Source organism: Micromonospora sp. WMMD956 (assembly GCF_029626125.1).
Classification (GTDB): domain Bacteria; phylum Actinomycetota; class Actinomycetes; order Mycobacteriales; family Micromonosporaceae; genus Micromonospora; species Micromonospora carbonacea.
In genome coordinates this window covers 6,521,429-6,535,486 of sequence record NZ_JARUBI010000005.1, presented here as the reverse complement: position 1 = coordinate 6,535,486, position 14,058 = coordinate 6,521,429, and the positions used below count along the sequence as shown (strand labels likewise).

Annotated in this window: 14 protein-coding genes; 9 read left to right on the top strand and 5 right to left on the bottom strand. The window is 73.5% G+C overall.

The genetic code is table 11. From position 1 onward, the window contains the following. Positions 1–81: 81 nt before the first annotated feature. Complete coding sequence (locus tag O7628_RS28310; protein ID WP_278135243.1) at positions 82–1,089, bottom strand: tyrosine-type recombinase/integrase; 1,008 nt, start codon at positions 1,087–1,089, stop codon at positions 82–84. Between the two features lie 729 nt (positions 1,090–1,818). Between O7628_RS28310 and O7628_RS28305 the strand changes: the two genes are divergently transcribed. Then, positions 1,819–2,148, top strand: coding sequence for a TraR/DksA C4-type zinc finger protein (locus O7628_RS28305; protein ID WP_074476401.1), 330 nt, complete (start codon positions 1,819–1,821; stop codon positions 2,146–2,148). 74 nt (positions 2,149–2,222) lie between these two features. Here O7628_RS28305 and O7628_RS28300 read toward each other — a convergent pair whose 3' ends face one another. After that, entirely contained in the window at positions 2,223–2,951 is a 729-nt protein-coding gene (locus tag O7628_RS28300; RefSeq protein ID WP_278135241.1) for an SDR family oxidoreductase, read from the bottom strand. A gap of 108 nt (positions 2,952–3,059) precedes the next feature. Here O7628_RS28300 and O7628_RS28295 point away from each other — a divergent pair, with 108 nt between their 5' ends. After that, positions 3,060–3,521, top strand: coding sequence for a peroxiredoxin (locus O7628_RS28295; RefSeq protein WP_141723902.1), 462 nt, complete (start codon positions 3,060–3,062; stop codon positions 3,519–3,521). A 66-nt stretch (positions 3,522–3,587) separates the two neighbouring features. After that, a complete protein-coding gene (locus tag O7628_RS28290; RefSeq protein WP_074476521.1) occupies positions 3,588–4,307 on the top strand; it encodes a hypothetical protein in 720 nt (239 codons plus the stop codon). Positions 4,308–4,411: 104 nt separating this feature from the next. Here the strand turns inward: O7628_RS28290 and cydB are convergent, their stop codons facing one another. Continuing rightward, positions 4,412–5,410, bottom strand: a complete 999-nt coding sequence (cydB, locus tag O7628_RS28285) for a cytochrome d ubiquinol oxidase subunit II (protein WP_278135238.1) — start codon at positions 5,408–5,410, stop codon at positions 4,412–4,414. Positions 5,411–5,424: 14 nt separating this feature from the next. Next, a complete protein-coding gene (locus O7628_RS28280; RefSeq protein ID WP_278136430.1) occupies positions 5,425–6,834 on the bottom strand; it encodes a cytochrome ubiquinol oxidase subunit I in 1,410 nt (469 codons plus the stop codon). 190 nt (positions 6,835–7,024) lie between these two features. Between O7628_RS28280 and O7628_RS28275 the strand changes: the two genes are divergently transcribed. From O7628_RS28275 to O7628_RS28255, 5 genes are all read left to right on the top strand, one after another. Next, positions 7,025–7,798 carry a lysophospholipid acyltransferase family protein gene (locus O7628_RS28275; protein ID WP_278135236.1) on the top strand — a complete coding sequence of 258 codons (774 nt, stop codon included), beginning with the start codon at positions 7,025–7,027 and terminating at the stop codon, positions 7,796–7,798. Between the two features lie 80 nt (positions 7,799–7,878). After that, a complete protein-coding gene (locus O7628_RS28270) occupies positions 7,879–8,646 on the top strand; it encodes a glycerophosphodiester phosphodiesterase family protein (protein WP_278135234.1) in 768 nt (255 codons plus the stop codon). An 18-nt stretch (positions 8,647–8,664) separates the two neighbouring features. Then, the gene (locus O7628_RS28265; RefSeq protein WP_278135232.1) at positions 8,665–10,053 is read left to right on the top strand and encodes an MFS transporter; all 1,389 of its coding nucleotides are present in this window, start codon (positions 8,665–8,667) and stop codon (positions 10,051–10,053) included. Between the two features lie 88 nt (positions 10,054–10,141). Continuing rightward, entirely contained in the window at positions 10,142–10,828 is a 687-nt protein-coding gene (locus tag O7628_RS28260; RefSeq protein ID WP_221487322.1) for a thymidine kinase, read from the top strand. A 136-nt stretch (positions 10,829–10,964) separates the two neighbouring features. Then, on the top strand, positions 10,965–11,762 hold the full coding sequence (locus tag O7628_RS28255; RefSeq protein ID WP_278135230.1) for an NPCBM/NEW2 domain-containing protein: 798 nt from the start codon (positions 10,965–10,967) through the stop codon (positions 11,760–11,762). Positions 11,763–11,770: 8 nt separating this feature from the next. On the opposite strand, the gene O7628_RS28250 is transcribed toward O7628_RS28255, so the two are convergent. Further along, entirely contained in the window at positions 11,771–12,229 is a 459-nt protein-coding gene (locus O7628_RS28250) for a hypothetical protein (protein WP_278135228.1), read from the bottom strand. Positions 12,230–12,349: 120 nt separating this feature from the next. On the opposite strand from O7628_RS28250, the gene O7628_RS28245 reads away from it, so the two are divergent. After that, positions 12,350–14,056, top strand: coding sequence for an acyl-CoA dehydrogenase family protein (locus O7628_RS28245; protein ID WP_278135225.1), 1,707 nt, complete (start codon positions 12,350–12,352; stop codon positions 14,054–14,056). The last annotated feature ends 2 nt before the right edge of the window (positions 14,057–14,058 follow it).

Genomic DNA, 14,058 nt, shown 5'->3' with positions numbered 1-14,058 from the left:
ACCCCCACAACGAGCTCCCCGATGGTCAAACCCATCCCCGGTGCCGCCAGTCGCGTACCACCATCCTGCCGCACCCACCCCTCACCCCGCGTCCCCCCGCGCCGACACCAACCCACCCAACATCCGATTCGTACGGTTCGACCGCACCGCCGCCCGCTGCTGACCCGCCGTCACCTCGATGTACGTCTGCGACGACGCCAACGACGCATGCCCCAACAACCGCATGATCTCCGCCGCGCTCGCCCCGTCCTCCGCCAACCGCGTCGCGAACGTGTGCCGCAACGCGTGCAACCGCGCCCCCCGCGGCACCCGGTCGACCACCCCCGCCCGCCGATAACAGGACTCCACCAGATACTGCAACCCACCCCGCCGCAACGGCTCACCGCGCCGATCCACCAGCAACGGCGACTCCGGCCGCACCGACCGCGCCCCGAACCGCCGCGCCCGACTGTCCAGATACGCCACCAGCACCCCGTCCAGCTCCGGCTCGATCGGCACCACCCGCGGCCGGCCCCCCTTGCCCGCCACCTCTACCCGCCGTTCACCCGGCCGCCCCGCCAGCGACGCCACCCGCAGCGCCAACAGCTCCGCCAGGCGCAACCCCGCACACAGCGCCAGCGCCAGCACCGCCACGTCCCGCTCCGGCCACGGATCACGCTGCCGACCGTCCTCCCGGGACACCGCCGCGAGCAGCTGCTCCGGGGTGTCCTCGCCGCGCAGCGGCTTGGGCTGGGGGAGCGGGGCGCGGGGACGGCCCACCGCCGGCATCGGATTGCCCGCCACCACCTGCTCGGCCACGAGGAACGAGAAGAAGCTGTTCCACGTCGACCAGGCGCGGTGCACCGACGCCACGGCGCGGGGCGCGGCGAACCTGGCGAACGCCGCCCGCATGACCCTGGGGGAGAGGGCCGCGATCGACAGCGCCTCGGGCGGCAGGGCCGGGGTGGCGACCTCCGCCGCCAGCGTCGCCACCGCCCGCAGGTCCCGCCGGTACGCCGCGAGGGTGTGCGGCGACGGCTTGCGGGTGGCCAGGGCGGTCAGGAACTCCTCGACGAGGCTCATAACCGATTCGTCCTGTTTGTCATGCATAAGGGATATTATGCATGATTCTCGGATTCTCGGCGACCCGCGGGACAGGGGAGCGGGCGCGCCCGAACCGTCGACGCGGGAGGGGGCGCCGGCCGGATGGCGCGGAACCCCGGCGCGGCGCGCCACGACGAGGCGGGGTGCAGATGCCGGCGGGCGTGAGCCGGGCGGCGCGTCCGCGTCGCCGCGGTGGCGGCAGGCCGGTCCGCCGAGCCGGCCTGCCGCCGGTCGCCGTCAGCGTGCGCGGCCGGTTGGCGCGCCGACCGGGCGGCGCGGTGGCCCGTGCGGCTGCTGCTGCTGCGCCGCCAGCCGGGGCGCCGGCTGGCGGCGTCCGGTGCCCCTTCCGGAGGAGGCCCGGAGCAGTCGACTTGACATAATGTGCATTATCGAATCGCCACGGGGACGTGACGATTACCGCTGGCTTCCCCCTGATGATCAACCTATGCTGGTCCGATGTACCCGCTGTCGACCTGTCCGCCCGCCGTCACGTCGGTGACGCGGGCGCGTGTCGCGCGCGGTGCGTTCGCCCCGGTCGGGTCGGTCGTCGTCGGCCGGGCGAGCGCCGTGTCGGTCGTCGTCGGCCGGGCGAGCGCCGTGGCGACCTACGGGCTGCCGAGCCCGACCGGCCGTGGCCCTCCGGCGGCGGTCCCCTCCCCGAAACGACCGCCAGGGCGAAGCCGTAGAGCTTCGGCCCTTTTTCTTTTCCCGGGTTTCTGATCGGAAGGATTGATCATGAGTTTGGATCATCGCACCGTCGACCAGCGGTGGCTGGCGGAGCTACGCGCGTCCCTGGCGGACGAGTTCGCCACGCAGACGGCTCGGCTCAGGGAACTGACCGAGCTCAACGCCGACACGGGCGACCCGGGCGAGGCGCACACCCGGGCGGCGCTGGTGGTGGCCGCGCGGCGCGGCGTGGAGCAGGTCGCCGACGCGTTGCGGCGCATCGACGAGGGCGGGTACGGCGTGTGTGAGAGGTGCGAGCGGCCTATTCCGGTGCCGCGGTTGGAGGTGGTGCCGTACGCCCGGTTCTGCGTGCCGTGCCAGGAGAAGTCGGCCGGCTGACGGGTGTGTGGTGGGCCGCCGCCCCCGGTCGGGGTGGCGGCCCGCGTCGTGCGGGTGGTGGCGGGGTGTGGTGGTCAGAGGCCGCCGGAGACGCGCAGGACGGTGCCGGTGGCGTAGCTGGCGTCGGGGCTGAGCAGCCAGGCGATGGCGGCGGCGATCTCGTCGGGTTCGCCGGCGCGGCCGAGGGGGATGCGGCCGGCGGCGGTGTCGGCGCGGTCGGGTGCGCCGGAGATGGCGTGCAGGTCGGTGCGGACGATGCCGGGGGCGACGCCGTTGACGCGGATGCCGTGGGGGGCGAGTTCCTTGGCGAGGCCGATGGTGAGGGTGTCGGTGGCGGCTTTGGCGGCGGCGTAGTGGACGTACTCCCCTGGGCTGCCGAGGGTGGCGGCGGCGGAGGAGACGTTGACGATGGCGCCGCCGCGGGTGAGGCGGCGGGCGGCTTGTTGGGCGCAGAGGACGTACCCGATGAGGTTGACGTCGACGACGTGGCGTAGGTCTTCGGCGCGCAGTTCGGCCAGGGGGCCGATGGGGCTGGTGACGCCGGCGTTGTTGACCAGGCCGGTGAGGGGGCCGAGGGTGGCGGCGGTGTCGAAGAGGTGGGTGACGGCGGCGGGGTCGGTGGTGTCGGCTTGGACGGCGAGGGCGTTTCGGCCGGTGGCGTGGATGTCGGCGACGACGGTGGTGGCGGCGGTGTGGTCGCGGCGGTAGGCGATGGCGACGTGGTGGCCTGCGTGGGCGAGGCGGCGGGCGGTGGCGGCGCCGATGCCGCGGCTGCCGCCGGTGACGATGGTGACGGGTTGCATTCGTGCTCCTCCCCCGGGTGTGGTGGTGACGTTACCGGTGGGGTGGGCGCGTCGGCGGGTGTGATCGCTTACGCTGCCGGCGTCGGTTCGTGCAGAGGAGTGGTCGTGGTGGCGGGTGTGCGGGTCGGTGACCTGGTCGAGGATTTCGAGTTGCCGGACGAGACGGGTGCGCCGCGGCGGTTGTCGGAGTTTCTGGCGTCGGGGCCGGTGGTGTTGTTCTTCTATCCGGCGGCGATGACGCGGGGGTGTACGGCGGAGAGTTGTCATTTCCGGGATCTGGCGGCGGAGTTCGCGGCGGTGGGTGCGTCTCGGGTGGGGATCAGTCGGGACGTGGTGGAGCGGCAGGCGGAGTTCTCGCGGTTGCACGGGTTCGACTATCCGTTGTTGTCGGATGTCGACGGTGTGGTGGCGCGGCGGTTCGGGGTGTTGCGGCGGTTGCCGTTGGGGCCGTTGAGCACGCGGCGGATGACGTTCGTGATCGGGGTGGATCGGCGGGTGGTGGAGGTGGTGCACAGCGAGTTGGGGATGAACGAGCATGCGGATCGGGCGTTGCGGGCGTTGGGGGGTTGATCTTCGCGGTGTCGGGGTGGGCTGGTATCAAGGCAGGATCAGACAGGTGTACGGAAGAGGGTTGTGATGGTTGCCGCGGGCCAGGGGTTGTCCACTGACGAGGTGCAGAGCATCCGGGAGGCGTTGGCGGCGGGCCGGAAGCCGAGGGTGGTGTTCACGTCGTCGGCTGGTCAGATCGCCGGTCAGGTGGGTCAGGTGGTGGAGTTGACGGATCCGGCGGTGTCGGACGAGTTCGTGGTGGTGCGGTTCGGGCGTGACGAGTTGCCGTTCTCCCCTGCCGATGTGGCGGTGGCGCCGCGGGGGGCGGGTCGGAAGGCGGCTGTTGTGGCGGCGGAGGCGCAGCCGGAGCCGGATCCTGAGCCGGTGGCGGTGGAGCCGGAGTTCGTGTTGGACACGCCGCGGGTGCCGGCGCAGCGGCGGGAGGAGCCGAGGGTGGAGCAGCAGGAGCAGGAGCTGGCGGAGGCGAAGCCGGCGCGTCGGCCGGTGAAGGCGGCGAAGGTGGTGAAGCCGAAGGGGCCGGCGGGGTTGACGGTGACGTTGGCGTATGCGGAGGGTGAGTGGACGGTGGCGGCGCAGCAGGGTGCGAAGGCGTTGGCGAAGCCGTATGTGGTGAAGCCGGCGGAGGCGTTGCGGATGGTGGCGTTGGTGGATGTTCCGGGGGTGCAGGAGGCGGTGGAGCAGATTCTGGCGGCGGAGCGGGCGGAGGCGGAGCAGCAGGCGGAGAAGTTGCGGGCGGAGTTGGCGGAGATCGAGGCGCGGTTGGCGGAGTTGCGCGAGGCGGGTTGATGGTGCCTCTCCCCCGCGTGTCCGCCCCCGTCGCTGTTGCGGCGGGGGCGGTGTGGTGTGTGGGGGCCGGCGCGTGGGGGGCGCGCCGGTCCCGGGGTGGGTGGTCAGTGGGTGGGGATGTGGGTGACGCCGATGCGCTTGCGGAAGACCCAGTAGGTCCAGCCTTGGTAGGCCAGGACGATGGGGGTGAAGATGACCGCCACCCAGGTCATGATCTTGAGGGTGTAGGGGGTGGAGGCGGCGTTGGTGGCGGTGAGGGTGCCGGCGGGGTCCAGCGTGGAGGGCATGACGTTGGGGAACAGGGCGGTGAAGAGGGTGGCGACGGCGAGGGCGATGGCGAGGGCTGTGCCGGTGAAGGCCCAGCCTTCGCGGCGGGCGCGGGCGGCGGCGAGGCCGCCGAGGAGGGTGATGGCGGCGCCGGCGGCGAGGGTGATGGCGGCGGTGTTGGCGCGGATGGTGAGGGTCCAGGTGAGGAAGGCGACGGCGGCGACGGCGGTGCCGACGCCGAGTTTGACGGCGAGGGCGCGGGCGCGGTGGCGGATGTCGCCGGTGGTCTTGAGGGCGAGGAAGACGGCGCCGTGTGTGAGGAAGAGGCCGAGGGTGGTCAGGCCGCCGAGCAGGGCGTAGGGGTGGAGCAGGTCGAGTAGGCCGCCGACGTATTCGTGGTCGGCGTCCAGGGGGACGCCGCGGAAGATGTTGGCGAAGGCGACGCCCCACAGGACGGCGGGGATGGCGGAGCCCCAGAAGATGGCGTGGTCCCAGCGGCGTTTCCAGGTGGGTTCGGGGCGCTTGTGGCGGTATTCGAAGGCGACGCCGCGGGCGATGAGGGCGAGGAGGATGAGCAGGAGGGGCAGGTAGAAGCCGGAGAAGAGGGTGGCGTACCACTCGGGGAAGGCGGCGAACATGGCGCCGCCGGCGGTGATGAGCCAGACCTCGTTGCCGTCCCAGACGGGGCCGATGGTGTTGATGAGGACGCGGCGTTCGCGGTCGTCGCGGCCGAGGACGGGTAGGAGCATGCCGACGCCGAAGTCGAAGCCTTCGAGGATGAAGTAGCCGGTGAAGAGCACGGCGACGAGGAGAAACCAGATGGTGGTGAGTTCCACGGTGGGGCTCCGGGTCAGTAGGCGAAGGCGAGCGGGCGCTCGGTGTCGTCGTCGGTGGGTTCGGGTTCGGGGGTGGGTTCGGGTACGCCGGCTTTGGCGTAGCGCAGGAGGAGTTTGAATTCGATGACGGCGAGGGTGGCGTAGATGAGGGTGAAGGCGGTGAAGGAGGTGAGGACTTCGGTGAGGGAGACGGTGCGGGAGACGCCGTTGCGGGTGAGCATTTCGCCGAAGACGATCCAGGGTTGGCGGCCCATCTCGGTGAAGATCCAGCCGAAGGAGTTGGCGAGCAGGGGCAGGGCGGGCATGGCGAGGGTGGCGCGCAGGAGCCAGCGGTTGGTGGGGGTGCGGTTCTTGCGTTGGCTCCAGAGCACGAGCAGGGCGATGGCGGCGGCGGCGAGGCCGAGGCCGATCATGAAGCGGAAGCTCCAGTAGGTGACGGGGATGATGGGGGCGTAGTCGCCGGGGCCGTACTGGGTGGCGTATTGGGCCTGGAGGTCGTTGATGCCCTGGACGGTGCCGTGGGGGTCGCCGGTGCCGAGGAACGACAGCAGGTAGGGGATCTTGAGGGCGAAGATCTCGCGGCTGCCGTCGAGGCTGCCGACGGTGAGCACGGAGAACGAGGCGGGGCTTTCGGTGGTGTAGAGGCCTTCGGCGGCGGCCATCTTCATGGGCTGCACCTCGGTCATGATCTTGCCTTGGATGTCGCCGGTGAGCAGGACGAGCGCCGAGGAGACCAGGACGACCCAGGAGCCGAACTTGGTGGCGAAGCGGTAGGCGCCGGTGTCGGCGCTGTCGCGGTTGCGCATGACGTGCCAGAGGCCGACGGTGACGACGAGGGAGCCGGCGACGAGGAAGGATCCGGCGAGGGTGTGGGGGAAGGTGACGAGGGCGACCTTGTTGGTGAGGACGGCGAGGAAGTCGGTGAGTTCGGCGCGGCCGGTGTCGGGGTTGATGCGGTAGCCGACGGGGTTCTGCATGAACGAGTTGGCGGCGAGGATGAAGTAGGCCGACAGGTTGGTGCCGATGGCGGCGGCCCAGATCGCGGCGAGGTGGAGGCGTTTGGGCAGGCGGTCCCAGCCGAAGATCCACAGGCCGATGAAGGTGGATTCGAGGAAGAAGGCGACGAGGGCTTCGATGGCCAGGGGTGCGCCGAAGATGTCGCCGACGAAGCGGGAGTAGTCGCTCCAGTTCATGCCGAACTGGAATTCCTGGACGATGCCGGTGACGACGCCCATGGCGAAGTTGATGAGGAAGAGTTTTCCGTAGAATTTGGTGAGTTTGAGGTAGCGCTCGTTGCCGGTGCGGTGCCACATGGTCTGGAGGATGGCGACGAGCACGGACAGGCCGATGGTCAGCGGCACGAACAGGAAGTGGTAGACGGTGGTGACACCGAACTGCCAGCGGGCGACGTCCAACGCGTCCACCTGGAACCCCCAGCCTTTCATACTACGAGACGTAGTAGATACTACTCGTCGTCGTAGACGATTCGGCAGGGGCGGAGGTCCCGGACCGACCCGGGACCAATGACCTTGATCACCTCGGCCGGGCGGCCCGGCGGGAGTCGCGCTCCCCTCTCCCCCGCCCCTGGCGCGGGCGTGCGACCATCGACCGCTGATGGACACGCCCACCGCCCGCTGGCAGCCGCCCCTGATCTGGCGCGGCGCCCAACTGCTCGCCCGCGCCGTCGTCGGCGCCCTGGCCCGCCTGGAGGTCACCGGCGACGTGCCCGACGGGCTGCGCCGGGGGCCGCTGATCCTGGCGGCCAACCACCTGAGCCCCTTCGACCCGCTCGTGCTGGCCGCCGCGTGCCGCGCCCGCGGCGTCTCCCCCCGGATCATGGCCACCGGCGGGCTGTTCCGCGCCCCACTGCTGGGGGCGGCGATGCGGCACGCCGGGCACCTGCGCGTCGACCGGGGCACCGCGGCAGTGCACCGGGCCCTGGACGACGCGGCGCGCGCCGTGGCGGCCGGGTCGGTGATCCTGGTGTATCCGGAGGGCCGCATCGGGCTGGACCCGGGCCTGTGGCCCGAGCGCGGCAAGACGGGCACCGCCCGGCTCGCCCTGGCCAGCGGCGCGACGGTCGTGCCCGTGGCGCAGTGGGGCTCGCACGAGGTGCTGCCGTACCGGGCGCCGAAAGGCATGCTGCGCGCCGTGGCCCGGGCGCTGTGGCGGCGGCCGGTGGTGCGGGTGCGCTTCGGCGACCCGGTCGCGTTGGGCGACGTGGCCGCCGACGCGCCGGGCGCGGCCCGGCGGGTCACCGACCGGATCATCGACGCGATCACCGACGCCCTGGTGCCGCTGCGCCCCGACGAGCCCGACCTGCCGCGCCACGTCGACCCGGGCCGGCCCGTCGACACCTCCCGGGCGCACCGCCGCCGGCTGCCCTGACGCCTCCCGGGGCGTCGGCGTGGCCCGCCGGTCACCTGCCGGCCATCCGGCGTGGGCCCCGGCGGGGCATACTGCCGGGCGTGCCCTCGCCCGCCGCCTATCTCGACGCGCCCGCGCCGCTGGCGTTCGCCCACCGTGGCGGCGCGGCCCACGGCGACGAGAACACCGCCGAGGCGTTCACCCGTGCCGTCGGCCTCGGCTACCGGTACGTCGAGACCGACGTGCACGCCACCGCCGACGGGGTGGCCGTGGTGTTCCACGACGCGACCCTGCGGCGGGTCACCGGGCAGCCGGGGCGCATCGCGGACCTGCGTTGGGCGGACCTGGCGTCGGTGCGCGTCGGCGGGGCGGCCGTGGTGCCGCGCCTCGACGACGTGCTCGGCTCCTGGCCGCAGGTGCGGTTCAACGTCGACGTGAAGGCCGACGGGGCGGTCACGCCGACCGTCGCCGCGCTGGGGCGGGCGGCCGCCGCCGACCGGGTGCTGCTGGCCTCGTTCAGCGACGCCCGGCTGGCCCGGCTGCGGGCGGCCACGCACGGGCGGGTCGCCACGGGGCTGGGCGCACGCGGGGTGGCCCGGCTGCGGGTGGCGTCGCTGCACGGGCGGCCGGTGCGGCTGCACCCGTCGGTGGTGGCGGCGCAGGTGCCGCCCCGCTTCGGCCGGCTGCCCGTGGTCGACCGCCGGTTCCTCGCGTACGCGCACGGGCTGGGGTTGCACGTGCACGTCTGGACGATCGACGAACCTGCCGAGATGCACGAGTTACTTGATCTTGGGGTGGATGGCATCATGACCGATCACGTCGGCGTGCTGCGCGACGTCTACCGCAGCCGCGGCCACTGGGCCGCCTGAGACCGGCGGAGGAAACCGATGGCCGAGACGGTCACCCCTGACGTGGCGTCCCTGCCGCCTGCCAGCACCGCCCGCGAGCGGCGCGGCTGGTACCTCTACGACTGGGCGAACTCGGCGTTCCAGACGACCGTGATCACCGTGTTCCTCGGCCCGTTCCTGACCACCGTCACCGAGCTGGCCGCCGGCTGCGAGCTGGGCGCCGACACCTGCGACGGGTACGTGCACCCGCTGGGCATCCGGGTCGCCGCCGGCTCCTATTACCCGTATCTGATCTCCCTGTCGGTGTTCCTGACCGTGTTCGTGCTGCCGGTGGTCGGCGCGGTCGCCGACCGGTCGGCGCACAAGAAGCGGCTGCTGGGCGCGGCGGCGTTCACCGGCGCGGGGGCGACGATCGCGTTCGCGTTCGTCACCGGCGAGCGGTACCTGCTCGGCGGGGCGCTGTTCCTGGTGGCCAACATCGCCTTCGGGGCGGCCGTGGTGGTCTACAACTCGTTCCTGCCGCAGCTGGGCGGCCCCGACGAACGCGACGGCATCTCCAGCCGCGGCTGGGCCATCGGCTACCTCGGCGGCGGCCTGCTGCTGGCCGCGAACCTCGTCGCGGTGACCATGCTCGCCGAGGAGGGCGACCCGCAGCGCACCCTGGACCTGGCCCGCTGGTCGATCGTGTCGGCCGGCGTGTGGTGGGCCGTGTTCACCCTCGTGCCGCTGCGCTGGCTGCGCGAGCGCCCCGCCGCCGCCGCGTCGGCCGGCGGCGGCAACGTGCTCACCGACGGGTTCCGGCAGCTCGGCCGCACCCTGCGCGAGGTCAAGGCGTACCCGTTGACGCTGTTCTTCCTGCTGGCGTTCCTGGTCTACAACGACGGCATCCAGACCGTGATCACCCTGGCCAGTCAGTACGGCACCGAGGAGCTGCGGCTGGGGCAGAGCACCCTGATCACCACCATCCTGCTGGTGCAGTTCCTCGCCTTCGGCGGGGCGCTGGCCCTGGGCGCGCTGGCCCGGCGCATCGGGGCGTGGAAGACGGTGCTGCTCAGCCTCGTGCTGTGGACCGGGGTGATCGTCGCCGCGTTCCGGCTGCCCGCCGAGGCGCCGCTGCCGTTCATGATCCTCGGCGGGGCCATCGGGCTGGTCCTCGGCGGTAGCCAGGCGTTGAGCCGGTCGCTGTTCAGCCAGCTCATCCCCGCCGGCAAGGAAGGCGAGTACTACGGCTTCTACGAGATCAGCGACAAGGGCACCAGCTGGCTCGGGCCCCTCGCGTTCGGGCTGGTGTTCCAGCTCACCGCCTCCTACCGGGTGGGCCTGGTCTCCCTGCTGATCTTCTTCGTGGTCGGGTTCGCGTTGCTGGCCGCCGTGCCGATCCGCCGGGCGATCGTCGCCGCCGGCAACACCCCGCCGCGGGTGCTGTAGGGCGGCACACGCGCCGGGCCGATCGGCGGCGCTCGATCGGCTAGGCTGCCCCGACGTGACCGACGACGCCGCTGCCGCCCCGATCTGCCTGGCCCGGCCCCTCCCGGGCCCGGACGACGACCCCCGCCGCGGCTGCGCCGCCACCCGGGGCGCCGACGGCCGTCCGCTGCACGCCGCCGCCCTGCGGTTCTTCTGGGGGCCGATGGACTGCGGCAAGTCCACGATGGCCCTGCAGATGAACCACAACCACGCCCGGCAGGGCCGCCGCGGCCTGGTCACCACCCGCATCGACCGGTCCCTGGGCCCGCAGGTCACCACCCGCATCGGCCTGGCCCACGCCGCGATCGAGGTCACCGACGGCCTCGACCTGCGCGACCTGGTCAACGACGCCTGGGCGGAGGGGGTGCGCGTGGACTACCTCATCTGCGACGAGGCGTCCTTCTACGACCTTGAACACGTCGAGCAGATGGCCGACCTCGTCGACAACTACGACGTCGACGTCTACGCGTTCGGCCTGGCGACCGACTTCCGGTCCTGCCTGTTCCCCGCCGCCCGGCGGCTGTTCGAACTCGCCGACTCCGTCGCCCGCATCCAGGTCGAGGTGCTGTGCTGGTGCGGCCGCGAGGGGCTGCTCAACGCCCGCGTCATCGACGGCCGGGTCGTGCGCGAGGGCGAACAGGTCGTCATCGGCGACACCGTGGACACCGCCGACGTGCGCTACCAGGTGCTGTGCCGGCGGCACTACCGCGCCGGCGAGCTGGGCCCCCGCGACTGAAGTCGGATGCGCGACAGCGCGCCCGCCTGTCCTGCCGATCGCCGGCCTCGCCGTCGTGGCGGCACCCCGGCACGGCGTGGACTTTGGTAGAACTGCCCCGGTCCGATACGCGAAGCCGACCGGTGAGGAGACTCGCATGACGACCGCGACGACGGGCGACGCCACGTCCACGCCCCGGTCCCGGCTGCTGCCACAGGGCGTCGGCGTGGCCGCCGACGTGGCGGCGGTGGCCGCGCTGCTGGCCGGCGGCGGCAGACCGATCGTCTGGGCAGGCAGCCTGGGTGCCGTCCTGGCCGGCAGCTATCTGCTGGTGCGGCGGCTGGGCCAGCCGGTCGACCGTACGGCGGTGGTGGGCCTGGCCGTCGCCGTCGTCGGCGCGGGGATCTTCGGGTACGCCCTGCGGCCGTCCCCACCAGCCGGCCCGGCACAGCAGACGACGGCCGCGTCCCCCTCGACCGGCCCGACGACGGCCGTGTCCCACCCGACCGGCCCGACGACGAACAGCCCCACCCCGGGCGCGACGACAGCCGACACCCCGGTGGAGACCTGGCTGGCCGACCTGGCAGCCGTCGACGGCGGCCGTGGTTGGCGGCACGGCGCGGCCACCGTCGACGGCACACCGCACCCGCGTAGCGTCATCGGCTCTACCTGCTCGTCGACGGACGATCCGACCGAGTCGTTCCATCTCGGCAGGCGTTACTCGCGGTTGCGGTCCACCATCGGCCTGCCCGACGACGCCCCGGACGACGCGCACACCCGCTTCCGGGTGCTCGTCGACCGCAAGGTGCTGTTCCAGCGCGACCTGCGTCTCGGTGAGACCGCCACGGTGGATGTCGGCGTCAGCAACGGGCTACGGCTGACGCTGGAGGTCGACAGCATCGGCATCACCCCCTGTGGTGACACGGCGGTGTGGGGCGAGGCGGTCCTGCGGTAGACGGTCGGTCAGAACGGGTCACCGCAGACCCGCCAGTCGCCGTCCTCCTGCGCCATCGGCACCGTGCGTTCCTCGCCCGCGCCGCCGTCGCGGGTCAGCCGGGCGCGCACCGTCCCGGTCGGCCGGCCCCCCTTGGTGCGCACCGACACGTCGACGACCTCGTAGCCGGTGACCACCGGCGGCGTGCGCACCCAGGCGGCGAACCCGGCCGCGCTCCACCGGCTGCGCGACTGCGCGCACAGCCGCTCGTAGGCCCGCTCCACGTCGCCCGCGGCGACCTCCCGCAGGAACCCGTCGGCGCTGTCGCGGACCTGGTCGCCGGCCCCGGCCAGCATCTGCACGTTCCACGCGCCCAGCCCGGCCACCCCCACCAGGCACAGCCCCAGCCCCGCGCCGGCGGCCAGCAGCCCGGTGCGCGCCGGCCGGCCCCGCCGCGCCGGCCGCGTCCACTGCTGCCCACCGCCCATCACGTCGACCGTAGGCCCATCCGCCGCCGCCGCGCAGGCACTCGCCCCGGGTCGCCCCGCCCGGCCGCATCGTCTACGGTCGGCGGCACACGGACACGACCCTGCGGAGGCGAGGCGACGATGACCCGTTACGTGCAGCCGGTGCCCACCCCCGACGACCCGTACACCGGCGATGCGCTGCTGCGGTCCTGGCTGCGCCGCCTGCTCGGCCCGGCCGGGCACGACGCCGCGCAGCCCCGGCTGGTCGACCTGGCCGCCGACGTGGCCGGGCCGCTGCGCGCCGCGCACGCCGACGCCGAGGCCCACCCGCCGGTCCTGGTCCGCTACGACCCGTGGGGCGCGCGCGTCGACCGCATCGACACCTCCGCCGGGTGGCAGGCCCAACGGGCCGCCGCCGCCCGGCACGCCGTGGTCGCCCTGCCCTACCAGGCGTTCGCGCGGCAGCGGTGGGGGGCCGGCGCGCGGGTCGTCCAACACGCCCTGCTGCACCTGTACGGGCCGGAGTCGGCCACGTTCTCCTGCCCGGTGGCCATGGCCGACGGGGCGGCGGCGCTGCTGAGCCTGCCCGACGTCGACGCGGGCGTGCGCGACGCGTGGCTGCCCCGGCTGACCTCCACCGACCCCGGCACGGCGATCGTGTCCGGGCAGTGGATGACCGAGTCGCAGGGCGGCTCCGACCTGTCCGGGTCCAGCACCATCGGCCGGCCCGCCGCCGACGGGTCGTGGCGGCTGACCGGGCAGAAGTGGTTCTGCTCCGCCGCCGACGCGCCGATGGCGGTGGCCCTGGCCCGACCCGAGGGGGCCGGGCGGGGCAGCCGGGTGCTCGCCCCGTTCCTGGTGCCCCGCTACGCCGCCGACTCGCCCCTGTCCGGGGTCACCGTCGCCGCCGACTCGCCCGCCCCCGGCGTCACCGTGCACCGGCTCAAGGACAAGCTGGGCACGTGGGCGCTGCCGACCGCCGAGATCGGCCTGACCGACGCGTACGCGCTGCCGCTGGGTGACCCGGACGTGCCCGGCCTGGCCCGGGCGATGACCCTGGTGGTGGTGACCCGGGTGCACAACGCCGCCGCCGCGGCCGGCGGGATCCGCCGGGGCCTCGACTACGCCCGCGCCTACGCCACCGCCCGCGCCGTCGCCGGGGGACGCCTCGCCGACAGTCCGCTGCACCGGGCCACCCTCGGCGCGCTCGCCGTCGACGCCGCCGCCGCGTTCGCCCTGGCCGGGCACGCGTTCGCGCTGCTGGGCCGCGTCGAGGTCGACGCCGACGTGGACGCCGCCGCCGAGCTGCGGGTCGTCGCGCCCCTGGCGAAGCTCGCCACCGGCCGCCTCGCCGTGGCCTGCGCCAGCGAGTACGTGGAGGCGTTCGGCGGCGCCGGGTACGTCGAGGACACCGGCGTGCCCCGGCTGCTGCGCGACGCGCAGGTCCTGCCCATCTGGGAGGGCACCACCAACGTCCTCGCCCTGGACGTGCTGCGCGCCGTCGCCCGCGAGAACGCCGACGCGCCCCTGCTGCGCCGCCTCGCCGCCGCCGTCGACCTGGCCCGGCCGCTGTCACCCGTCCTGGCCGACATCCTCGCCGACGTCACCGGGGAGCTGACCGCCGCCCTCGCCGCCGTCGTCGCCGACCCGCGCGCCACCGGCGTCGTCGCCGGCGCCCGCGCGCTGGCGTTGCGCCTGGCGGCGGCGACGACCTGCGCCCTGCTCGTCGAACACGCCGCGTGGGGCGACGAGCAGGCCCGCGTCGCCGCCGAGCTGTGGGCGCGGCGGCGGCTGCGCCACGACGACATCTCCGCCGACGCCCACCGCCACCTCGACCTGCTCTGCTGACG